Annotated in this window: 23 protein-coding genes, 1 other RNA gene and 1 pseudogene; 14 read left to right on the forward strand and 11 right to left on the reverse strand. The window is 68.1% G+C overall.

What is annotated here, in order from left to right:
- The first annotated feature begins 113 nt into the window (after positions 1 to 113).
- The 4 genes from ASE66_RS08210 (at position 114) to ASE66_RS08225 (ending at position 3,869) form a co-directional block, all read left to right on the forward strand.
- A complete protein-coding gene (locus tag ASE66_RS08210) occupies positions 114 to 1,088 on the forward strand; it encodes a sensor histidine kinase (protein WP_057189127.1) in 975 nt (324 codons plus the stop codon).
- 80 nt (positions 1,089 to 1,168) lie between these two features.
- Positions 1,169 to 2,677: a sensor histidine kinase gene (locus ASE66_RS08215; RefSeq protein WP_057189128.1), complete on the forward strand. Its 1,509-nt coding sequence runs from the start codon at positions 1,169 to 1,171 to the stop codon at positions 2,675 to 2,677.
- A complete protein-coding gene (locus ASE66_RS08220) occupies positions 2,674 to 3,282 on the forward strand; it encodes a response regulator transcription factor (protein ID WP_057189129.1) in 609 nt (202 codons plus the stop codon). The genes ASE66_RS08215 and ASE66_RS08220 overlap by 4 nt, the downstream gene beginning before the upstream one ends.
- Before the next feature lie 98 nt (positions 3,283 to 3,380).
- Entirely contained in the window at positions 3,381 to 3,869 is a 489-nt protein-coding gene (locus tag ASE66_RS08225; protein WP_057189130.1) for a GlcG/HbpS family heme-binding protein, read from the forward strand.
- Positions 3,870 to 3,927: 58 nt separating this feature from the next.
- On the opposite strand, the gene ASE66_RS08230 is transcribed toward ASE66_RS08225, so the two are convergent.
- Entirely contained in the window at positions 3,928 to 5,205 is a 1,278-nt protein-coding gene (locus tag ASE66_RS08230; protein WP_057189131.1) for an MFS transporter, read from the reverse strand.
- Between the two features lie 115 nt (positions 5,206 to 5,320).
- Between ASE66_RS08230 and ASE66_RS08235 the strand changes: the two genes are divergently transcribed.
- On the forward strand, positions 5,321 to 5,782 hold the full coding sequence (locus ASE66_RS08235) for a winged helix-turn-helix transcriptional regulator (RefSeq protein WP_057189132.1): 462 nt from the start codon (positions 5,321 to 5,323) through the stop codon (positions 5,780 to 5,782).
- Here the strand turns inward: ASE66_RS08235 and ASE66_RS08240 are convergent.
- Positions 5,779 to 6,279, reverse strand: coding sequence for a hypothetical protein (locus ASE66_RS08240; RefSeq protein WP_057189133.1), 501 nt, complete (start codon positions 6,277 to 6,279; stop codon positions 5,779 to 5,781). The two genes, ASE66_RS08235 and ASE66_RS08240, sit on opposite strands and share 4 nt — an antisense overlap.
- The gene (locus tag ASE66_RS08245) at positions 6,276 to 6,653 is read right to left on the reverse strand and encodes a hypothetical protein (RefSeq protein WP_057189134.1); all 378 of its coding nucleotides are present in this window, start codon (positions 6,651 to 6,653) and stop codon (positions 6,276 to 6,278) included. Before ASE66_RS08245 ends, ASE66_RS08240 begins: the two co-directional genes overlap by 4 nt.
- A gap of 161 nt (positions 6,654 to 6,814) precedes the next feature.
- On the opposite strand from ASE66_RS08245, the gene ASE66_RS08250 reads away from it, so the two are divergent.
- Positions 6,815 to 8,305: an MDR family MFS transporter gene (locus tag ASE66_RS08250; RefSeq protein ID WP_057189135.1), complete on the forward strand. Its 1,491-nt coding sequence runs from the start codon at positions 6,815 to 6,817 to the stop codon at positions 8,303 to 8,305.
- Positions 8,306 to 8,390: 85 nt separating this feature from the next.
- A complete protein-coding gene (locus ASE66_RS08255) occupies positions 8,391 to 8,945 on the forward strand; it encodes a DUF1269 domain-containing protein (protein ID WP_057189136.1) in 555 nt (184 codons plus the stop codon).
- Between the two features lie 27 nt (positions 8,946 to 8,972).
- Here ASE66_RS08255 and ASE66_RS08260 read toward each other — a convergent pair whose 3' ends face one another.
- The gene (locus tag ASE66_RS08260) at positions 8,973 to 9,566 is read right to left on the reverse strand and encodes a hypothetical protein (protein WP_057189137.1); all 594 of its coding nucleotides are present in this window, start codon (positions 9,564 to 9,566) and stop codon (positions 8,973 to 8,975) included.
- 112 nt (positions 9,567 to 9,678) lie between these two features.
- Positions 9,679 to 10,521, reverse strand: a complete 843-nt coding sequence (gene dapD, locus ASE66_RS08265) for a 2,3,4,5-tetrahydropyridine-2,6-dicarboxylate N-succinyltransferase (protein ID WP_057189138.1) — start codon at positions 10,519 to 10,521, stop codon at positions 9,679 to 9,681.
- Positions 10,522 to 10,710: 189 nt separating this feature from the next.
- Here dapD and ASE66_RS08270 point away from each other — a divergent pair, with 189 nt between their 5' ends.
- The gene (locus ASE66_RS08270) at positions 10,711 to 10,998 is read left to right on the forward strand and encodes a hypothetical protein (RefSeq protein ID WP_057189139.1); all 288 of its coding nucleotides are present in this window, start codon (positions 10,711 to 10,713) and stop codon (positions 10,996 to 10,998) included.
- Positions 10,999 to 11,005: 7 nt separating this feature from the next.
- Here ASE66_RS08270 and recR read toward each other — a convergent pair whose 3' ends face one another.
- From recR to ffs, 4 genes are all read right to left on the reverse strand, one after another.
- Entirely contained in the window at positions 11,006 to 11,611 is a 606-nt protein-coding gene (recR, locus tag ASE66_RS08275; protein WP_057189140.1) for a recombination mediator RecR, read from the reverse strand.
- A gap of 125 nt (positions 11,612 to 11,736) precedes the next feature.
- Complete coding sequence (locus tag ASE66_RS08280; RefSeq protein ID WP_057189141.1) at positions 11,737 to 12,057, reverse strand: YbaB/EbfC family nucleoid-associated protein; 321 nt, start codon at positions 12,055 to 12,057, stop codon at positions 11,737 to 11,739.
- Positions 12,058 to 12,076: 19 nt separating this feature from the next.
- Positions 12,077 to 13,933, reverse strand: a complete 1,857-nt coding sequence (locus tag ASE66_RS08285) for a DNA polymerase III subunit gamma/tau (RefSeq protein WP_057189142.1) — start codon at positions 13,931 to 13,933, stop codon at positions 12,077 to 12,079.
- A gap of 98 nt (positions 13,934 to 14,031) precedes the next feature.
- Positions 14,032 to 14,130, reverse strand: an RNA gene (ffs, locus tag ASE66_RS31280) — signal recognition particle sRNA small type.
- A 233-nt stretch (positions 14,131 to 14,363) separates the two neighbouring features.
- On the opposite strand from ffs, the gene rpmH reads away from it, so the two are divergent.
- From rpmH to ASE66_RS08315, 6 genes and pseudogenes are all read left to right on the forward strand, one after another.
- Positions 14,364 to 14,498: a 50S ribosomal protein L34 gene (gene rpmH / locus ASE66_RS08290; RefSeq protein WP_057189143.1), complete on the forward strand. Its 135-nt coding sequence runs from the start codon at positions 14,364 to 14,366 to the stop codon at positions 14,496 to 14,498.
- Positions 14,499 to 14,554: 56 nt separating this feature from the next.
- On the forward strand, positions 14,555 to 14,938 hold the full coding sequence (gene rnpA, locus ASE66_RS08295; RefSeq protein WP_057189144.1) for a ribonuclease P protein component: 384 nt from the start codon (positions 14,555 to 14,557) through the stop codon (positions 14,936 to 14,938).
- 44 nt (positions 14,939 to 14,982) lie between these two features.
- Positions 14,983 to 16,806: pseudogene (gene yidC / locus ASE66_RS08300) on the forward strand (membrane protein insertase YidC); the annotation flags it as partial.
- Positions 16,807 to 17,104: 298 nt separating this feature from the next.
- Positions 17,105 to 17,737 (forward strand): CatB-related O-acetyltransferase, encoded by a 633-nt coding sequence (locus ASE66_RS08305; protein ID WP_057189145.1) that lies wholly within the window; start codon positions 17,105 to 17,107, stop codon positions 17,735 to 17,737.
- A gap of 9 nt (positions 17,738 to 17,746) precedes the next feature.
- Positions 17,747 to 18,412, forward strand: a complete 666-nt coding sequence (gene yihA, locus ASE66_RS08310) for a ribosome biogenesis GTP-binding protein YihA/YsxC (protein ID WP_057189146.1) — start codon at positions 17,747 to 17,749, stop codon at positions 18,410 to 18,412.
- Positions 18,413 to 18,577: 165 nt separating this feature from the next.
- Entirely contained in the window at positions 18,578 to 19,429 is an 852-nt protein-coding gene (locus ASE66_RS08315; RefSeq protein WP_057189147.1) for a VOC family protein, read from the forward strand.
- A gap of 5 nt (positions 19,430 to 19,434) precedes the next feature.
- On the opposite strand, the gene ASE66_RS08320 is transcribed toward ASE66_RS08315, so the two are convergent.
- Together ASE66_RS08320 and cysK are read right to left on the reverse strand one after the other, a co-directional pair.
- Positions 19,435 to 19,887: a GNAT family N-acetyltransferase gene (locus tag ASE66_RS08320; RefSeq protein ID WP_057189148.1), complete on the reverse strand. Its 453-nt coding sequence runs from the start codon at positions 19,885 to 19,887 to the stop codon at positions 19,435 to 19,437.
- Complete coding sequence (cysK, locus tag ASE66_RS08325; RefSeq protein WP_057189149.1) at positions 19,884 to 20,858, reverse strand: cysteine synthase A; 975 nt, start codon at positions 20,856 to 20,858, stop codon at positions 19,884 to 19,886. Before cysK ends, ASE66_RS08320 begins: the two co-directional genes overlap by 4 nt.
- Positions 20,859 to 20,878 lie beyond the last annotated feature (20 nt).

Genomic DNA, 20,878 nt, shown 5'->3' on the forward strand with positions numbered 1-20,878 from the left:
GGATGCGGGCCGGGCACCGCGAACCGGCGACATGTCAAAAGACATGCGCGTTTGACAGCGGCTGCGCTAGCGGTCGAAGTGTGCCGTCTCACTCCCGACTCGAAAGCCTGCCTGTGCCGACACAGCTCGACAAGGATGTCCGCTTCCTGAGCGCCGTGCTGGCGGCCTCGGACGATTGCATCAAGGTCATCGGTCTCGACGGCGCGCTCGAATTCATGAGCGAAGGCGGCCAGCGCGTGATGGAGGTCCAGGATTTCGCGGCGATCCGCGGCTGCCCCTGGATGCAGTTCTGGGATGGCGCCAGCAAGGCGGAAGCCGAGGCGGCATTGGCGGCGGCGCGGGCCGGCAAAAGCTACCGGTTCCAGGGGCCGGCCAATACCGCCGCGGGCAATCCGCGCTATTGGGACGTGCAGGTCTCGCCGATCATCGCGTCCGACGGCAAGCCCGAAGCCATCCTCTCGGTCTCGCGCGACATCACCCTGCTGCACGCGGGCGAGGAGCGCCATCGCCTGCTCGCCGCCGAGTTGAACCACCGCATCAAGAACCTGCTCGCCATGGTCTCCGGCATCGTCAACCAGTCGTTGCGCGGCTCGGACGAGCCGCTCGACATGGTGAAGCGGCGCCTCTCCGACCGCTTGCAGGCCCTGGCGGCGGCGCAGGACGTGCTGATGATGGCGAGCCGCCACGGCGCCGATCTCAGGCAACTGGTCGAGGTCGTGCTGGCACCGCATCGCTCCGACGAGCGCATCGCCATTGACGGCCCCTCGGTGACGCTCTCGTCGAAATGCGCACTGGCGATGGCGCTCGCCTTGCACGAACTCGGGACCAATGCGGTGAAATACGGGGCGCTCTCGCAGGATGGCGGCCATATCGACGTCTCCTGGCGCAACGAGGGCGGCGAGTTCCATTTCCGCTGGCAGGAAAGCGGCGGCCCGCATGTGCCGCCGCCGCAGCGGCGCGGTTTCGGCTCGCAGATGATCGAGAAGGTCCTCGGCAGCTATCTCGGCGGCACCGCGCAGCTCGACTTCGCGGCCGGAGGCATCGCGCTTTCCCTCGACGCGCCGACAGCGGCGCTGGCGGAAAACTAGCGACCCGCCGCCGGCCGCTGTATGGCGGAACGAAACCGGCTAGTCTTCCCGGCAATTCCGACAGGAGAGACGACACGCGCATGCTGTGGAGATCGCGCCGCGCCGCCATCCTCGTAGCGGGCCTGGTCGCGTTTGGGCTCGCCTGCGCCGCCTACTCACTGAACCGGCGCAGCCATGCTGCGGCGGAACTGGAGGAGGCCGGGCGGACCCTGCACCGGCTGATCTCGCAGCGTGTCGACCAGCACGATGCGCATCTGACCAGCCTGTCGGCGCTGGTGCAGGCGGCCGAGCCGGCGCCGATCGCCACGGTCGAGCAGGTCGCCGCCAGCATTGTCCGCTTCTATCCGCGTATCGTCGGTATAGACGTGGTCGACCTCGCGCTGAGCCCGCCGCGCTCGCTGCTCGACGTGGCCGACCCGGCTGTTGTCACGGAGGAGGCGCGGCAGGCTGCCGGGTCGAACCTGCGGACGCGCGCGCTCGATGGCGGCGCTAGGCTACTCCTGGTCAAGCGGGCGCTGACCGACGGCGTCGGCCATTACGCGCTCGCGCTCGTCATCGACATGGCCCGGCTCTCGGCGAGCGATACGCCCCTGCCGGAAGGGGCAGCGGTTCATCTGCGGCTGATCGAGCCCGGCCAGGCGAGCGATCCGCCGGCGAGCGCCTTCAGCGCCGAGATCGCCAGCCGCACCCAGCCGCTGCGCCTGACGCTGACGACGAGCGCGCCGGACTGGCCGCTGCCGCCGCTGGCCTTCCTGGCGCTGGCTGGCCTGCTCGTCGCGCTTGCCATGTTCCTGGTCGATCGCCTGCTCGAAGCCCGGAACGTCGCGCGCGAGGCAGCGCGAAAGGCTGGGCTCGCCGAGCAGGATGCGCGCTTGGCCCATGCCGGGCGCGTCAACGCCATGGGCGAGCTCGCTTCCGGCATCGCCCATGAACTGACGCAGCCCCTGACCGCGATTCTCAGCCAGGCCCAGGCCGCGCGGCGGCTGCTGGCCCAGCCCGAGGCGGATCAGGCGGTGCTGGCCGGCGCCTTCGAGGCGATTGCGCGCAATGCCCGCCGCGCCGGCGACATTCTCGGGCGGCTGCGCGCCTGGATCAGCAAGTCCGAGCCGGTCGTCGAAACGGTCGATCTGACCGAGCTTGCCGGCGAAGTCGTCCATCTCCTCGCGGCGAACGCTCAAGGCATCGGCGCGACATTGCGGGTCAGCGGCGATGGCAGCCGGTCACTGGTGCGGGCCGACCGGGTCCAGCTCGAACAAGTCGTCTTCAACCTCGTCCGCAACGGGCTGGAGGCGGTCGAAGGCCGCGATGGCGAGCGTAGCGTGACGATCAAGGTCGGCACACAGGGTGGCGATGCCGTGCTCGCGGTCCGCGACAGCGGTCCCGGCCTGTCACCGGAAGCGCAGGCGCGTCTGTTCGAGCCCTTCTTCACCACCAAGCCGGCTGGGCTCGGCCTCGGCCTCGCGCTCTGTGTCCGGCTGGTCGAGCGCTTCGACGGAACGCTGGCCGCCGAGAATGCGGCGGAGGGCGGCGCGGTCTTCAGCGTCCGCTTGCCGCGCAGCGCCGAGAATCAGCGGGAGGCCGCCGAATGAGCCGGCAGCTCGTCCATCTGATCGACGACGATTGGGAGGTGCGCGAGGCGCTGAGTTTCCTGCTGCGTACCGTCGGGCTCGACGTCCAGCCGCATGCCGACGGCGCCGCCTTTATGGAGGCGCTGCCTAGCTTGGCGCCGGGCTGCATCGTCACTGATATCCGCATGCCGCGCCTGACCGGGCTGAAGCTGCAGGAAAGGCTCATGGCCGCCCGTTGCCGCTGGCCGGTCGTGGTCATCACTGGCCATGGCGATGTCGAGGCCTGCCGCGCCGCCTTCCGCAATGGCGCCGCGGATTTCCTGACCAAGCCGGTCGACGAACAGGTGCTGATCGACACCGTCCAGGCGGCGCTCGCGACGCTCGACGGCCTGCTCGCCGCCGAGAGCGGCACGGCCTCGCTCAGGCTAAGGCTCGAACGCCTGTCGCAGCGCGAGGCCGAGATCCTCGCGCTGATCGCCGAGGGGCGCTCGACCAAGGAGATCGCGCGGGTGCTGTCGATCTCGCCACGTACCGTCGACACCCACCGCGCCCATATCGCAGAGAAGCTGGAGACGACCTCCGTCGCCGAGATGGTCCGGCTGCATTTGGTCGGTGCCGATCGGTAGAACTACGTAGGCCGCGCGCGGATCGCCCGGATGCACACGGCAGACCGGGTTCGGCATCATCCCCTCACACCATAACGGTGGTCACCAGAGGGATCGTCATGTCGTTTGTCCGCCTCGCCATCATGTCCACCGCCATCGCCCTGCCGACGCTCGCCCAGGCCCAGGTCCTGCAGGTTCGCGCACTGCCGACCGCGCTCGCCGTCGAGCTCGCCCAGGCGACCGTCGCCGCCTGCTCCGCCAAGAACTTCAACGTCGCAGCCACCGTGGTCGACCGTGGCGGCGTCGTGCTCGCCACCATCCGCGCCGAGCGCGCCGGCCCGCACACCATCGATGCCAGCCGCGCCAAGGCCTTCACTTCGGTCTCCGCCAAGAACAACACCGGCGCTATGGCCGAGGCTGCCGCCAACAATGCCGGCGCCCGCAATCTCGTCCACATCCAGGGCTTTCTGCTGCTCGGCGGCGGCGTGCCGGTGAAGGTCGGTGACGAGGTCATCGCGGCGGTCGGCGTCGGCGGCGCCCCCGGCGGCCATCTCGACGAGGAATGCGCCAATGCCGGCCTGCAGGCGATTGCCGCCAAGCTGAAGTGACCGGATCTCCGTGAGGGGGCGTCAGGGCCGTTGCCGCAAGGCAGCGGCCCTGATCGTTTCAGGCGGCAGGATTCGCTGTCACCGCCCGCGTCGCCTCGCTTGGCATCGCCTTCAGCGTCGCGGCCCAGAAGACCAGCGCGATTGCGGCGATGGCTGCGCCGAGCAGGCTGACGCCGGTCCAGCCAGCGAAGGCGTAGACCAGCGTCGAGCCCGACGATCCCAACGCGCTGCCGATCGAATAGAACAGCATGTACCCGGCGGTCAGCCGGCTCTGCGCCTCCGGCCGGACACGGTAGATCATCGCCTGGTTGGTGACGTGAACCGCCTGCAGGCCGAAATCCAGGATCAGCACGCCGGCGATCAGATAGAAGATCGACTGCGGCAGCAATCCGATCGGCAGCCAGGCGAACAGCATCAGCGCCAGCGCGATGCCGGTGAGGCGCTGGCCATGACCGCGATCGGTCCAGGCGCCGGCCCGCGCCGCCCCGAGCGCGCCCGCCGCTCCGGCCAGGCCGAACAGGCCGATCGCCGTATGCGACAGCGAGAAGGGTGGAGCGGCGAGCGGCAACACCAGCGGCGTCAGCAGCGTGGTGACGTCGGCGAAGATCAGCATGGCGATGATCGCCCGGATGCGCAGCACGCGCTCCTGCCGGAACAGCACGAAGAGCGAGCCGATCAGGCGCGGATAGGAGAGCTGTGCCGGCGGCCTGCGCTCGGGCGGCAAGGCCTTGAACAGGACGATGGCGATGACGAGTGTCGCCGCTGCCGAGAGCAGGTAGACCGCCCGCCAGCCCGAGAGATCGGCCGTCGCGCCGGCGATGGCCCGGGCGAGCAGGATACCGAGCACGATCCCGCTGGTTACCGCGCCGACCACCTGGCCGCGCTCCTCCGGACGCGCCAGGCTCGCGGCATAGGCGACGAAGGCCTGCGTCACCACGGCGAGGAAGCCCATCGCCGCCATCGCCGCGAGCAGCATCGCGCCCGAGGTGGAGAAAGCGACGCAGATCAGCGCCGCGACCGAGAGCAGCGATTGCAGCATGACGAGCTTGCGGCGGTCGACGAGGTCGCCGAGCGGCACCAGCAGGATCAGCCCGAGCCCGTAGCCGAGCTGCGTCGCGCCGACGACGAGCCCGACCGTGGCGCGCGAGAGCTTGAGATCGTCGGCGATGATGTCGAGCAGCGGGTGGGCGAAATAGGCGTTGGCGACGGCCAGCCCGCTCGCCACCGCGAAGAGCAGGATCATGCCGGCTGAGAGCGGGGCTGCCGGAGAAGGCGGTGATGGGCGTGCGTCAACGCTCGCGGCGCCGGCCGGCGCCGCCTCGGGATCCAGTCGCATGAGGCAGGTCTCCGCTAGATAAGTTTCATTATGAAACTCATTGCGGAGTAGCAGGCATGGTTTTATCTTGCAACCGAATGCCGTTCACGGAGCCTTGAGGAAAGCCTCGCAACCAATGGTCAAGCGCCGCAGCCTGGTCAGCGATTATTGCCCGAGCGCCCGGGCGCTCGATGCGATCGGCGACTGGTGGTCGATGCTGATCGTGCGCGACGCCTTCGACGGCATGACCCGCTTCAGCGAGTTCCAGAAGAGCCTCGGCATCGCCCGCAACATCCTCTCCGAGCGGCTGCGCACGCTGACCGCGCGCGGCATCCTCGAAGCGGTTCCGGCTGCCAGCGGCGGCACCAGGCAGGAATACCGGTTGACCGCCAAGGGCCGCGACCTCTTTCCGGTGATGGTGGCGCTCCGCCAATGGGGCGAGCAGCATCTGTTCGGGCCGGGCGAGCAGCATTCCTCGCTGATCGAGCGCGACAGCGGCCGCAAGGTCACGCTGACCGTGCAGACCGAGGATGGCAGGCCGATCGATGCGGATGGTGCGATGATCCTGAAGGTGCCGGAAGCCGAGGAGCGGGGCTAGTCGAGTGAGGCCGGCTCCGCCTTGGGCAGCTTGGCGCGATAGAGCAGCCGCCAGGCGCCGGTGCCGAGTGCGAAATCCCTGCATTTGAGGTCGGCGAGCTGGCGGCCGCTTCTGGTGACGAGGATGCCGTCGCGCTCGCCCTGTCCCCTCACGATGATCGAATAGAGTGTGTAGCGCGTCTCGCCGCGGCTGAAGCGGACGATGTCGCCGGCAAAGCCGGCATCGCCGACGACCGCCGTGCTGAAGGCCTGGTCCGGCGGCACGGGCTTGTCCGGATGCGTCAGCTCGATCGCGCCCTTGCGGCCGAAGCGATAGCTCAGGCTGCCCTGACCCGGGCCGATGTCGGCGGAGGCGCAGAGCGAGGCGGTCTTGCCGTTGATCGCACAGGAGAAAATGGCGGTTTCTCCGGCCTGACACAGGGAGGGCCGCGTATCGGCCAGGGCGGTGCCGCAGGCGAGGGCGGCAGCTAGGGCAGCGAGGCAGCGCAGAGCCGTCATTTCAGCCAGAGCCTGAGCGGTATCTTCCCGGCCCTGCCGCAATCGGCGAAGGCGACGCCGTCTTCGGCCAAAGTGCCGGTTACCGCGCAGCTCTCCGCTCCGATCGTCAGCATCGCGGCATAGCGCTGCCCGTCGCGCCGCAGGTTGAGGCTGCCGGATTTCTCCGCGACCTCGCCCGGTCCGCACAAAGCGAGATGCTTCAGGATGACGGGCCCCGCGAAATCGCGCTTGCGCCGTGAGCCGGCCGCCTCCGCCTCGGTGAGCCGCGCGGTCACCGCCCATTCGCCGGCATAGCCGTAGCGGCCGGTCAGCTCGAGCGCCTCGGCCTGTATCGGCATCATCAGCAGCAGCGGGAGGAGGAGATGCGTGCGCATGGGCCCTCGCAGTAGAAGACAGCATGCTAACCGCTGTCTGCAGCCTGAGCCAATGCAGGGCTGCGCCCACTTCGCGGCGGCCTTGCGTCCCCGACTCTGGCGCATGGCTGGCCCTGGCTGTAATCTCCGGTATTCCCTGCACACAGGACGGACACGTGCCGATGGACAAGCGGGTCGAGCCGCCGGCGCAAGCGGCGCTTTCCCATGCCGATATCCGGTCGATCCTGACCGGGACCATGCTCGCCATGTTCCTGGCGGCGCTCGACCAGACCATCGTCGCGACCGCGATGCCGACGATCGGCCGCGAGCTCGGCGACGTCGCCCATCTGCCCTGGGTCGTCACCGCCTATCTGCTCGCCTCGACCGCGGTGACGCCGCTCTACGGCAAGTTCGCCGACATCCATGGCCGGCGCGTCACCATGCTCGGTGGCATCGTGATCTTCGTGGTCGGTTCGATCGCCTGCGCGCTCGCGCCCTCGCTCTGGCTGCTGGTCGCTGCTCGCTTCGTCCAGGGGCTCGGCGGCGGCGGCCTGATCGCCATGGCGCAGACCATCGTCGGCGACATGGTCCCGCCGCGGGAGCGCGGCAAGTACCAGGTCTATTTCGCCACGGTCTTCTTCACCTCTTCCTTGCTCGGGCCGGTGCTCGGCGGCCTGATCTCCGAGGCGCTGCACTGGTCGGTGATCTTCTGGATCAACCTGCCGCTCGGGCTCGGCGCCTACTGGATGACCGACAAGGCCTTGCGGCGCCTGCCGCGGCACGAGCGCCCGCACAAGCTCGACGTGTTCGGCGCGCTGCTGATGACCAGCGCGACGATGACCCTGCTGCTGGCATTGTCCTGGGGCGGCACGCATTACCCATGGGCCTCTCCTCAGATCTTCGGCCTCGTCGCCGGCTCGGTCCTGCTCTGGCTCTGCTTCGCCTGGCGCCTGCGCCGTGCGGAGGAGCCGCTGATTCCGCTCTCGGTCCTGGCCAATCCTGTTGTGCGCAACGGCACCATCGCCGCCGGCTTCGGCATGGGCACCTTCATCGGCCTGACCATCTATCTACCGCTCTATTTCGAGACGGTGGCGGGCCTGTCCGCCGCCAATTCTGGCCTCGGCCTGATCCCGCTGACCTGCGGCACGGTCCTTGGCGCGACCTCGTCCGGGTGGGCGATGGGCAAGCTGACGCATTACAAGCGCGTACCGGTCGCCGGCCTCGCCGTCGCGCTCGCCGGCACGGCCGCGCTGATCGCCTATGGCGACCAGCTGCCGCTGTGGGGTTTTGGGCTGGTGCTGGCCTTCATCAGTGTCGGCTTCGGCACGCTGCTGCCGGTCGCGACCGTCTCGATCCAGAACGCGGTGCCGATGCACCAGCTCGGCACCGCCACGGGCACGGCCAATTTCTTCCGCCAGATCGGCGGGGCGCTGATCGTCGCCATCTTCGGCGCGATCGTGCTCGGCGGACTCGGCGCCAGCGGCGCCGGGCTCTCGGCCGAGACGCTCAAGGCGGGCGCGGTCGATCGCGCGACCATGGTCGGCCTGTTCCGCTATGTCTTCGCCGCAAGTTTCGCGGGATTCGCCCTGGCGCTGCTCTTCCTGCTACGCATGCAGGAGCTGCCGCTGCGCGGCTCGGCCCTCGCCGCTGCGAAGGAGGTGGCCGGGGAGTAGTGGAACGCGCGGGTTCATTGCGCGTTTGCCGCAAGCCCGTCACAGAGCGGCGGCAGCTTGTGTCGTCGTGTCAGAGGAGTGCGCCATGTCCGATCTCGTCGTCATCGTCTATCCGACCGAAGCCAGGGCCGAGGAAATGCGGCAGAAGCTCTTCGGCCTGCAGAAGGAATACCTGATCCAGATCAGCGACGCCGCGATCGCGGTGATGCACGAGGGCGGCAAGATCAAGCTCAACCAGCTCCTCAACACCACCGCGCTCGGTGCCGCCTCAGGCGGCTTCTGGGGCCTGCTGATCGGCGCGATCTTCCTTATGCCGGTCTTCGGCGCGGCGATCGGCGCAGCCTCCGGCGCGCTCGGCGGGGCGCTGACCGACTACGGCGTCAATGACGGCTTCATGAAGGAACTCGCCGCCAATCTGCAGCCGGGCAACGCCGCGCTCTTCGTGCTGATCCAGAAGATGACGGCCGACAAGGTGCTGGAAGCGATCAAGGGCACCGGCGGCGTCGTGCTGAAGACCTCGCTCGACCATTCGCAGGAGCAGACGCTGCGCGACGCGCTCGCGGCCTCGCCGGCGGCGCAGCGGCAGGAGCTGGCGCCCGCCTCGACGGAGCCGACGCCGAATCCGATCCCCGGCGCGTGAGCGCCGGCACGGGACTGGACCCGTTTTCTACCGCCGCTTGAAGCTCTGCTTGGCGATGGTGAGGGTGATCCTGCGCCCGGTTTCAGTTGAGCCTTCCATGCTCTGCGCCTTGAGTTCGGCGCCGATGCCGGTCAGGCGCGGGCCGGCCGGGTCGTCGGGCAGGCTCCAGCTTTGCGTATCGGCATGGAAGGCGAGCGGCAGGTCGAAGCGGCCGCCGGCCCCTGCCAGGAAGGCGTTGATCTGGCCGACCGTGCCGGCCTTGGTCTGGTCGAGCCTGACGCGATAGAGCGCGCGCCGGCCGATCAGATCGAGCTCGACGCCGACGACGACATGCTCGGCCGGGTGGCGGGTGAAGGCGCTGGTCGAGGAGACGCTGCGGCGGTCGATCGTCGCCTCAGCCGTCATGCGCACGACCCCGCCGGCATCGGTCGACAGGCGCTGGCCCGCGCCCGGCGCGCTGGCCTCGGCCTCCGAACCGATCGCGATCCGCAGCGCCTGGCCGGCCAGCGGTTTTCCGGCTTCGTCGACGAGCTTCAGCGTCAGATTGACCGGCTCGGCGCGCGCCTGTTGCGCGCAGAGGGTGAAGATCGAGAGGGCAGCGGCGCTCAGAAGCGTCTTCATGGGCTCCGCCTCCGTCGGGTTAGAGCCCGATCCAACCGGGTTGAATCAACCTGATATTAGTTAGAAACCGTCTTGCCGATCAGCTTGCATTGCAAGCTGATCGGAGCGGGCTCTAGTCGCGCAGCAGCTCGTTGATGCCGGTCTTGGCGCGGGTCTGGGCGTCGACGGTCTTGACGATCACGGCGCAGTAGAGCGAAGGGCCGGGCGTGCCGTCGTTCAGCGGCTTGCCCGGCAGCGAGCCGGCGACGACGACCGAATAGGGCGGGACCTTGCCGACATGGACCTGGCCGGTGGCGCGGTCGACGATCTTGGTCGTGGCCGAGATGAAGACGCCCATGGCGAGCACCGAGCCCTCGCCGACGACCACGCCCTCGACCACCTCGGAACGGGCGCCGATGAAGCAGTTGTCCTCGATGATGGTGGGGTTCGCCTGCAGCGGCTCGAGCACGCCGCCGATGCCGACACCGCCCGAAAGATGCACGTTCTTGCCGATCTGGGCGCAGGAGCCGACCGTCGCCCAGGTGTCGACCATGGTGCCGGAATCGACATAGGCGCCGATGTTGACGAAGGACGGCATCAGGATGACGTTCGGCCCGAGATAGGAGCCCTTGCGCGCGGCGGCCGGCGGCACGATGCGGAAGCCGGCGGCGCGGAAGCGGTTCTCGCCCCAGCCGGCGAACTTCGACGGCACCTTGTCCCAGAACACGCCTTCGCCCGGACCGTGCGCCATGACCTCGTTGTCGGCGAGGCGGAAGGAGAGCAGCACCGCCTTCTTCAGCCACTGATTCGTGATCCAGTCGCCGCCGACCTTCTCGGCGACGCGAGCCTGGCCTGAATCGAGCAGTTCGATCGCCTGCTCGACCGCCTCGCGCACGGCGCCCTTGGTGTTGATGCCGATCTCGGCCCGGTTCTCCCAGGCGGCGTCGATGGTGGCGGCGAGATCGGTCAGGGACATGGTCTGGCTCCGGCGGGTCTTGCAGTGTAGGCGGGTTTTGCAGTGTAGGCAGGTCTTGCAGTGTAGGCAGGTCTTGCAGTGTAGGGCGGAGCGATGGCGGAAGCCCGCGGCGTCGTCAAGGCAAAGCGGGAACGCGGGCGGCGCTGGCATGTTACAATGCGAACAGGCTTAACGCAGTGGAGGCGAAAGATGACGCGGATCCTGATTGCTCTTTTCGCCCTGAGCCTCGCCGGGGTGGCGTTCGCGCAGGGGCGGCCGCAGTCCCCGGCGCGCAGCTGCGACGCGAACCGCCAGAGCGTCATCGCCAATGGCGCGATCGTGCTCGGCACCGGCGGCTATACCTATGACCGCTTCGTGCGCGACCGCAGCTTCTGCCAGTTCGACGAAATCGCCGACCCGGCCTGGGTTCCCGCCCGCGACACGCCGCAATGCTTTGTCGGCTACCGCTGCAAGAGCGCCTCGCCCTGGGACAACTGAGGCGGCCTCAAAAGCCCGTGCGCTGGCGGATCGCCGCCGCCAGCGTGCCGTCGTCGAGATAGTCGAGCTCGCCGCCGACCGGCACGCCATGGGCGAGCTTGGTCACCTTCACCTGCAGATGCGCCAGGAGATCGGTGATGAAATGCGCCGTGGTCTGGCCCTCGACCGTGGCGTTGAGCGCAAGGATCACTTCCGTCACCGCGGGCTCCGAGGCCCGCGCCACCAGAGCGTCGAGCGATAGGTTCTCCGGCCTTATGCCGTCGAGCGCCGAGAGCACGCCGCCCAGCACGTGATAGCGCCCGCTGACCGCGCCCGAGCGCTCCAGCGCCCAGAGATCGGCGATATCCGCGACGACGACGATCAGGCTCTCGTCGCGGCGCGGATCGCGGCAGAGCCCGCAGGGGTCTCTGGTGTCGACATTGCCGCAGGTCGAGCAGACGACGATGCGCTCGCGCGCCAGCGCCATCGCCTCGGCCAGCGGGCCGAGCAATTGCTCGCGCTTCTTGACGAGGTGGAGCGCGGCACGCCTGGCCGAGCGCGGGCCCAGGCCCGGCAACTTGGCCAGGAGCTGGATCAGGCGCTCGATCTCGGGGCCGGCAATGGTGCGGGACATGGGTCTCTAGGGCGTCATGGTCGGCCTCGAGCCGACCATCTCGGGATAGGAGGGCTTTTCTGCAAGAGATGCCCGGGTCAACAAGAGATGCCCGGGTCAAGCCCGGGCATGACCGCCTTGGACCCTCAGAACAGCTTCATGCCGGGTGGGATCGGCAGGCCGCGGGTGACATCGGCCATCTTCTCCTGCACGGCGCGCTCGCCTTTGTTGCGGGCATCGTTGCTGGCGGAGATGACGAGGTCCTCGAGGATTTCCTCCTCGCCCTGAACCATCAGGCTCGGATCGATCTTCACCGATTTCAGCACGTTCTTGGCGGTCATCACCACCTTGACCAGGCCGCCGCCGGCCGAGCCCTCGAATTCGAGCGTCTCGAGCTGGGCCTGCATGTCGGCCATCTTCTTCTGCATGTCCTGCGCCTGCTTCATCAGGCCCATCATGTCGCGCATGGCGGCGCTCCCTTCGTCATCAATTATCGGTCCAGAATTCGATGCCGTCGAAATCGGGCTCGCTATCGTCGAAGAGCGGCTCGGTTTCCGGCAGGTCGTCGTCGCCGCCGGCGGCGGCGGGCACTTCGGCTTCCGCCGCGCGCGGATCGCGGACGTCGACGATGCGCGCGCCCGGGAAACGTTCCAGCACGGCGCGCACGGCGGGGTGGTTGGCGGCATCGTTCTCGCGCTTATCGCGGGCCGCCACCGCCTGCTCGCGCAGGGTCGCGGTGCCCTCGGCGTTGACGATGGCCACTAGCCAGGTCTGGCCGGTCCACTCCTTCAGGCGCTTCGACAGGTCGTTGGCGAGCAGGCGATTGCCATGCTCGGCCAGTGAGAACTCGACCCGGCCCTGCTCGAAGCGCACCAGCCGGACATCGCGTTCCAGTGCCAGCTTCATGGTGATGTCGCGATGGCGCGAGGCGAGCGCGACGACCTCTTCGAAGCTCTGCGGCTGCGGCAGTGCGCTGGCGCGCGGCTGGGCGGCTGGCGCGGCGGCGGGCATCGGATTGGCGCTGGCGAGCACCGGGCGTGCCGCGAGCGCGGTCGCACCGCCACCCGACGGTGGGCGCGGCGCGGCAGAGCCGTTCCCGCCGATAGCCCCGCTGCCGTCGCGCAGCATCCGCAGCGCCTCGTCCGGCGTCGGCAGGTCGGCGGCATGGGCGAGGCGCACCAGCGCCATCTCGGCCGCCATCACCGGCCGGTCGGCCTGGCGAACCTCGCCGACGGCCTTGAGCAACATCTGCCAGGCTCGCGCCAGCACGCGGATCGACAGGCGCTGGGCGAAATCGGCGCCGCGCACCCGTTCGGCCTGGGAGAGGCTGTTGTCCTTGGCGGCATCCGGCACGAGCTTGAGGCGCGTCACCAGATGGCTGAACTCGGCGAGGTCGGAGAGCACGACGGCCGGATCGGCGCCGGCGTCATATTGCGCCCTGAGCTCGCCCAGTGCACCCGCGATGTCGCCCTTCATGACGAGCTCGAAAAGGTCGATGACGCGCGCCCGGTCGGAGAGGCCGAGCATGCTGCGGACCTCGTCCAGGGTGATCTTGCCGCCGGCATGGGCGATCGCCTGGTCGAGGATGGAGAGCGAATCGCGCACCGAGCCCTCGGCGGCGCGGGCCACCGCAGCGAGCGCCTCCTCCTCGGCTTCGATTCCCTCTGCCCGGCAGATCCTGTCGAGATGGCCGACGAGCAGGGCGGCGTCGACACGGCGCAGGTCGAAACGCTGGCAGCGCGACAGCACCGTCACCGGGACTTTCCGGATCTCGGTGGTGGCGAAAATGAACTTGGCGTGCGGCGGCGGCTCCTCCAGCGTCTTCAGGAAGGCGTTGAAGGCGCCTCCCGAGAGCATGTGGACCTCGTCGATGATGTAGACCTTGTAGCGCGCGCTGGTCGGGGCGTAGCGCACCGCGTCGTTGATCTGGCGGACATTGTCGACGCCGTTGTTCGAGGCGGCGTCGATCTCCATCACGTCGATGTGGCGGCCCTCGACGATCGCCTGGCAATTCACGCCGAACTGCGTGAGATCGGTGGTCGGGGCACCGCTGCCGTCGGCGTTCTGGTAGTTCAGCGCCCGCGCCAGGATGCGCGCTGTCGTGGTCTTGCCGACGCCGCGCACGCCGGTCAGCATCCAGGCTTGCGGGATGCGGCCCGCTGCGAAGGCGTTGGTCAGCGTCCGGACCATGGCGTCCTGGCCAATCAGGTCGCCGAAATGGGCCGGCCGGTATTTGCGGGCCAGCACGCGATAGCCAGCGGGCGCTGCGGCCGGGGCTGGCGCCGGAGCCATGCCGGGGAAACCCGGCTCGTCGGCGGGGACGGTCTCGTCGGTCATGACCATGCTTTCGCCAATCGCGGCGCGGTGGTCAACGCCGCATCTGCCGCAGGCGGCGCGAACGCGTCAGCAATGTGTGAGGAAGCGCTCCGCAGGCGGCGCAGAAGTAGGAGGTTGGACGAAGACCCGTTCGGTCTCGTTACGGCTGCTTCCTTCCGGATCTGACCGGGTTGGCGAGTGAGACGTCCCTCGCCAACCTCCCGCCGGCTATATCGTCGCTTTGGCGCGCGAGCGCAAGTCCGCGAGGGACGGTGCCGCTGCGACGGTCCGGCACAGCTGTTTCAGCATTGACTTGGACTGCCCCATCCGCCATAAGCCCGCCACCTGCGCTGCCTACCGGGCGGCGCGGACCCTTTTTGCATGATAGGCCTGGTTGGTATCGGCTTTCTTATGAGAGCTGTGCTCGCCGCGCCGATTAAGGCCCCGGAGACGGACCGTGAAGAGAACCTACCAACCCAGCAAGCTGGTGCGTAAGCGCCGCCACGGCTACCGCGCCCGCATGGCGACCACCGGCGGCCGCAAGGTCATTGCCGCCCGTCGCGCCCACGGCCGCAAGCGCCTGTCGGCCTGATGAGCTCAAGGCGCGCAGGTCTGGCGCGCCCGTTCCGGTAAGACTGGCCAATCGCCATGCGCCTCGCCCGTCTGACGCAACGCAAGGACTTTCTCGCGGCGGCCGAGCATGGCCGCCGTTTTCGTTCGTCCGCCTTCACTGCGCAGGTGCTCGACAAGCCGGCCCAGGACGGCTTGCGCCTCGGGCTGACGGCTTCGCGAAAGACCGGCAACGCCGCGGTCCGCAACCGCATCCGCCGCCGCCTGCGCGCCGCCGCTGCGCTCGCCCTGGCGGAGCAGACCGGCAAGCCCTGCGATCTCGTGATCGTTGCCCGCCCAGAAACCGTGAACGCCGCGTTCGCGACCATGGTCGATGATATCGCGGTCGCGCTCGATCGCGCCCGCCCGAGCAGCGGCAAGCGCCGCCCCGATCGGCGCTCCCCTTCGCGCCCCGCCTCATAGACGCCCGTCAGGGCCGCCAGCGAGACCGTTTTCAGACGATGATCATGAAAGAAGACAACCGCAATCTGCTGCTGGCGATCACTCTCTCGGTCGTCGTGCTGCTCGGCTGGCAATATTTCTACGGCATGCCGCAGGCCGAGAAGCAAAAGCAGATCGCTCAGCAGAACCAGCAGGCGCAGAGCCAGCAGGCGACCCAGCCTTCCGGCGCTCCGGCTGCTCCCGGCACAGCGCCGGGTGCGGCGCCGGCTCAGCCCGGCCAGGCGCCTGTCACGGCCGCCCCGGTCGCTGCGACCCGCGAGGCGGCGCTCGCCGCCGGTCCGCGCCTCAGGATCGATACGCCCAAGATCGCCGGCTCGCTCTCGCTGACCGGCGCGCGCATCGACGACGTCTCGCTCAAGGCCTATCACGAGACGGTCGACCCGAAGAGCCCGATCATCGTGCTGCTCTCACCGGCCGGTGGCCCGAATGCCTATTATTCCGATTTCGGCTGGGTCGCGGGGCCTGGCGCCAACGTCCCGCTGCCGAATGCCAACACGGTATGGACCGCCGACAGCGAGGTCCTGACCGCGGCCAAGCCGGTGACGCTGACCTGGGACAACGGCCAGGGCTTGTTGTTCAAGCGCACCATCTCGGTCGATGACAACGCGATGTTTTCGATCCGCGACGAGGTCGAGAACAAGGGCGCGAGCGCCGTCTCGCTCTACCCCTATGGCCAGGTCGTGCGCGTCGGCAAGCCGACGACGCTCGGCTACTACGTGCTGCACGAGGGCATGATCGGCTCGCTCGGCGAGCAGGGCCTGCAGGAATACACCTACGACGCCATCGACAAGGAGCCGGCGCTCGGCTCGGCGACGCATGGCAAGGCCTGGAAGGACGTGGTCGGCGGTTTCGTCGGCATCACCGACAAGTACTGGGCTGCGGCCGCGATCCCGGACCAGGGCAAGAAATACGAGGGCCGTTACTCCTCGGTGCAGACCGGGGCTGTGCGCACCTACCAGGCCGACTTCCTCGGCGAAGCCGTCAATGTCGCGCCTGGCGCCTCGGCCAGCGCCGCCTCGCGCCTGTTCGCCGGCGCCAAGGAAGTCGCGGCGATCGACGGCTACGAGAAGAACCAGGGCATCAAGCGCTTCGAGCTGATGATCGACTGGGGCTGGTTCTATTTCATCACGAAGCCGATGTTCTACGTGATGGACTGGGTCTACAAGCATGTCGGCAATTTCGGCATCGCCATCCTGGTCGTGACCGTCCTGCTGAAGGGCCTGTTCTTCCCGCTCGCCAACAAGTCCTACGCCTCGATGGCGAAGATGAAGGCGGTCCAGCCGGAGATGCTGGCGATCCGCGAGCGCTATGCTGACGACAAGATGAAGCAGCAGCAGGCGCTGATGGAGCTGTACAAGACGCAGAAGATCAATCCGCTCGCCGGCTGTTGGCCGGTGCTGGTGCAGATCCCGGTCTTCTTCGCGCTCTACAAGATCCTGTTCATCACCATCGAGATGCGGCATGCGCCGTTCTATGGCTGGATCCGCGACCTTGCCGCGCCCGACCCGACCAATCTCTTCAACCTGTTCGGCGCCCTGCCGTTCACGCCGCCGGCCATGCTGCATCTCGGCATCTGGCCGATCCTGATGGGCGTGACGATGTTCGTGCAGATGAAGATGAATCCGGAGCCGCCGGATCCGGTCCAGAAGATGATGTTCACCTGGATGCCGGTGTTCTTCACCTTCCTGCTCGGCTCGTTCCCGGCCGGCCTGGTGATCTACTGGACCTGGAACAACCTGCTCTCGGTGACGCAGCAAGGCTTCATCATGAGGAAGCACGGCGTCAAGATCGAGCTCTGGGACAATATCAAGGGCATGTTCAGCAAGAAGCCGGCTGCTTCGGTGGTGGCCAAGCCCATCGTCGAAAAGCCGGCCACCGACAAGCCAGTAGCGAAGGTGGTCGCGGCAAAATCCGTCGGCAAGAAGAAGCCGGAGCCCGCGGCCGCGGCTGCGGCTTCGGAAAAGCCGGCAAACAGCAACGAGAAGTGAAGGAGCGGGGCGAAAGCCCCGCCCGCGAGAGAAATCGAACGCCGGATGCCTCTCGGGGCTCCGGCGTTTTTCGTTTGCGGGCAGGTTGAGCCGTTTCGTAGCTTGTCCCCGACGATGGCGATGTGCTTAGTGCCGCGCCATGCCTCTTCCCGATCCGAAAACTCGCCATCCGATCGCCGGCTGGAAGGGCACTGCCTTCCTCAAGGCGGTCGTCGACCATCCGCTCGTCGAGGTCGGCGACTACTCCTATTACGACGACTCGCGCGGCCCGGAGCATTTCCTCGCCCGTTGCGTGCGCTATCATTTCGATTTCATCGGCGACCGGCTGATCATCGGCAAGTTCGTCGCCATCGCCCAGGCGGCGCAGTTCATCATGAACGGCGCCAACCACCCGATGGGCGGCTTCTCGACCTATCCGTTCGGCATGTTCGGCTTCGAGAACGTCCCCGACTTCACCCGTGACGGCCTGGCCCTGCGCGGCGATACGGTGATCGGCAACGATGTCTGGATTGGCCGCGAGGCGGTGATCATGCCGGGCGTCACCATCGGCGACGGCGCCATCATCGGCACGCGTGCCCAGGTCGCGCGCGACGTGCCTGATTATGCCGTCGTCGTCGGCAATCCCGGCCGCGTCGTGAAGATGCGCTTCCCGCCGGAGGTGGTCGCGGCGCTGCTCGAGATCCGCTGGTGGGACTGGGAACCCGAGAAGATCGCGCGCAACCTGCCATTGATCGCCGGTGCGGACATCGACGCGCTGCGCGCCGCCGTGTAGGCAGGGGCAATGACCTCAGATCTGACCACGCCGTTCAGCGCCTACGAACTCGAAACCGCCCGCAAGCTGTTCGAGGGCCCCTGGGACTTCGTCTGGGCCTCGACCAAGATCGACGACCTGCCGCCCATGGTCGGGCAGGAGATCGCCTTCGCGGGCCGCTCCAATGTCGGCAAATCGAGCCTGATCAACGCGCTGACCCGCCGCAACGCCCTGGCGCGGACCTCGCACACGCCGGGCCGCACCCAGCAGCTCAACTTCTTCCGCCAGGTCGATCATGACGAGCGCCTGACCATCGTCGACATGCCCGGCTATGGCTATGCCGCCGTCGGCAAGGAGAAGGTCGCGGCCTGGACGCGGCTGATCCATGATTATCTGCGTGGTCGCGCCAATCTGATGCGCGTCTATGTGCTGATCGATGCCCGTCACGGCATCAAGGATGTCGACGGCGCCGTGCTGGAGACGCTCGACAAGGCCGCCGTCAGCTATCAGGTCGTGCTGACCAAGGGCGACGCGCTGAAGCCGGCCGACCAGACCTTCATGGCCGAGGCGACCTATGACGAGATCAAGCGCCGTCCCGCCGCCTTCCCCGAGGTGCTGCTGACCTCAAGCGAAAAGGGGCTCGGCATCCCCGAGTTCCGGGCGGCGATCGCGCGGGCTCTGGCGGAGCGCGCCTGACGGCTCGGGCCGTCATTGCTTCGTCGCTTCTCATTTCGCAGCGTGGGCTCGGTTAGATTGCGATAGCGCAATATCGGATTTGCCCGGCAAGGGGACGACAAGCGCGGCTGAAAGCCCCATCTTGCTCTCAGGCGGCGTTGCCGCCGGCAAGTTTGGAGCAGTCCCATGTCCGCAGCCACAGAGACCCTGGCCCCTCGTAACGAAGCGCTCGACGCCCCCGTCCATATCGGGGCGGTCTCCCTGCGCGTGCGCGATCTCGCCGGGCTGACGGCCTTCTATCGCGATGCGATCGGGCTTTCGGTCATCGAGCAGGATACGGACCACGCGGTGCTCGGCGCCGCAGGCGAGCCGCTGGTCAAGCTGGAGGCTGGTGCGCAGCATCCCTCCTCGGCCGCCGGCCTGTTCCACATGGCGATCCTGCTGCCGTCACGCCGCGACCTCGGCAACTGGCTGGGGCATGCCGCCGAGACGCGTACTGGGCTGGAAGGCGCCTCGAACCATCTCGTCAGCGAGGCGCTCTATCTCTCCGACCCCGAGGGCAACGGCATCGAAATCTATCGCGATCGCGGCCGAGCCGAATGGCCACGCCTCGATGGCGGACGGATCAAAATGGCGACCGAGCGGCTCGATCTCGATGCGCTGCTGCGCGACGCCGACGATCGCGCTTATGCCGGCATGCCGGATGGCACCGTGATGGGCCATGTCCATCTGCGCGTCGGCGACGTCGAGCAGGCCGAGGGCTTCTATCGCGATGCGCTCGGCTTCGAGGTGATGGTGCACTATCCCGGCGCGAGCTTCCTGGCGACCGGCGGCTATCACCACCACATCGCGACCAATACCTGGCACAGTCGCGGCGCCGGCCCGCGCCGGGAGGGCGAGGCGGGTTTGTCGAGCTTCGAACTGGTGGCGCGAGACGATGAGGCCTATGCAGCGCTGAGCCGGCGTCTGGTTGCGGTGAGCGGGGATGCAGCTTCGGTCGTTGATCCCTGGGGCAATCGGATCACGCTGCGGCGCTGAACGCCTCAGCGCTCCAGAAGATGACTGCGGCGCGTGCCGCCGCTATCCGGCCGAAAGCCCATCGCCTCCCAGAAAGCGGAGGCGCCTGCGTCGGCGGCATTGAGCGAGAGCCGTGGCGCCAGCGCGAGGCCCTGCTGGATCAGTGCGCTGGCGAGCGTCCTGCCGACGCCTCCGCGCCGGTGCTCCGGCCGAACATAGACATGGCGGATACGCAGCAGGTCGGGAGCGGGGTCGTAAGGGTCTGGCGTCACCGCTCCGATCCCTGCCAGCGCGCCCTCGTGATAGACGGCGAGAAGCGTATTGCGCCCATCTGTGCCGGCGTAGCGGCCGGCATCCCATTCTTCCAGGATGCCCTCGACGAAGCGGTAGCCTTCGGCTGCCGCCTCGGCCTGCAAGGCGGGCAGATCGTCCGGCAGCGCTTCGCTCAGCCGGACGATCTGCAGGTTCGCTGGGGTCACAGACCCTCGAACAGCGCGCTCGAGATATAGCGCTCGGCGAAGGACGGGATGATCACCACGATCGTCTTGCCGGCATTCTCCGGCCGGGCCCCGACCTCCAGCGCCGCCGCGACAGCCGCGCCCGAGGAGATGCCGGCCGGGATGCCCTCGGCCTTGGCCAGCGCGCGCGCGGTCTCGAAGGCGGTCTGGTTGCCGACGGTGACGACCTCGTCGATCACGCTGCGATCGAGGATGCCCGGCACGAAGCCGGCGCCGATGCCCTGGATCTTGTGCGGGCCGGCCTGGCCGCCCGACAGGACCGGCGAATCCTCCGGCTCGACCGCGACCATCTTCACCGACGGCTTCCTCGCCTTCAGCACCTGGCCGACGCCGGTGATAGTCCCGCCGGTACCGACGCCGGAGATGACGATGTCGACGCCGCCATTGGTGTCGTTCCAGATCTCCTCGGCGGTGGTCGCGCGGTGGATCGCCGGATTGGCCGGGTTCTCGAACTGCTGCGGGATGATCGAGCCGGGAATCTCGTTCCGGAGTTCCTCGGCCTTGGTGATGGCGCCGCGCATGCCGCCGGGCCCGGGCGTCAGCACCAGCTCGGCGCCAAGGAAGACCAGCATCTTGCGCCGTTCCAGCGACATCGTCTCGGGCATGACCAGGATCAGGCGATAGCCGCGCGCGGCGGCAGCGAAGGCGAGCGCGATGCCGGTGTTGCCCGAGGTCGGCTCGATCAGGGTTCCGCCCGGCTTGAGCGCCCCCGAGGCTTCGAGCGCGTCGATCATGGCGACGCCGATGCGGTCCTTGACGCTGGAGATCGGGTTGAAGAATTCGAGCTTGGCCAGGATCGTCGCCTGGACGCCGCGCTCGGCCGGCAGGCGGTTCAGGCGCACCAGCGGGGTATCGCCGATCGTGTCGGTGATCGAGTTGTAGACGCGGCCGCGGCCGGGAACATGGGCGGGCTTCTGCGCTGCATCGGCCATGGCGGCCTCCTTGTTGGACT

The sequence above is a fragment of the Allobosea sp. Root483D1 genome (assembly GCF_001429505.1).
Taxonomy (GTDB): Bacteria; Pseudomonadota; Alphaproteobacteria; order Rhizobiales; family Beijerinckiaceae; genus Allobosea.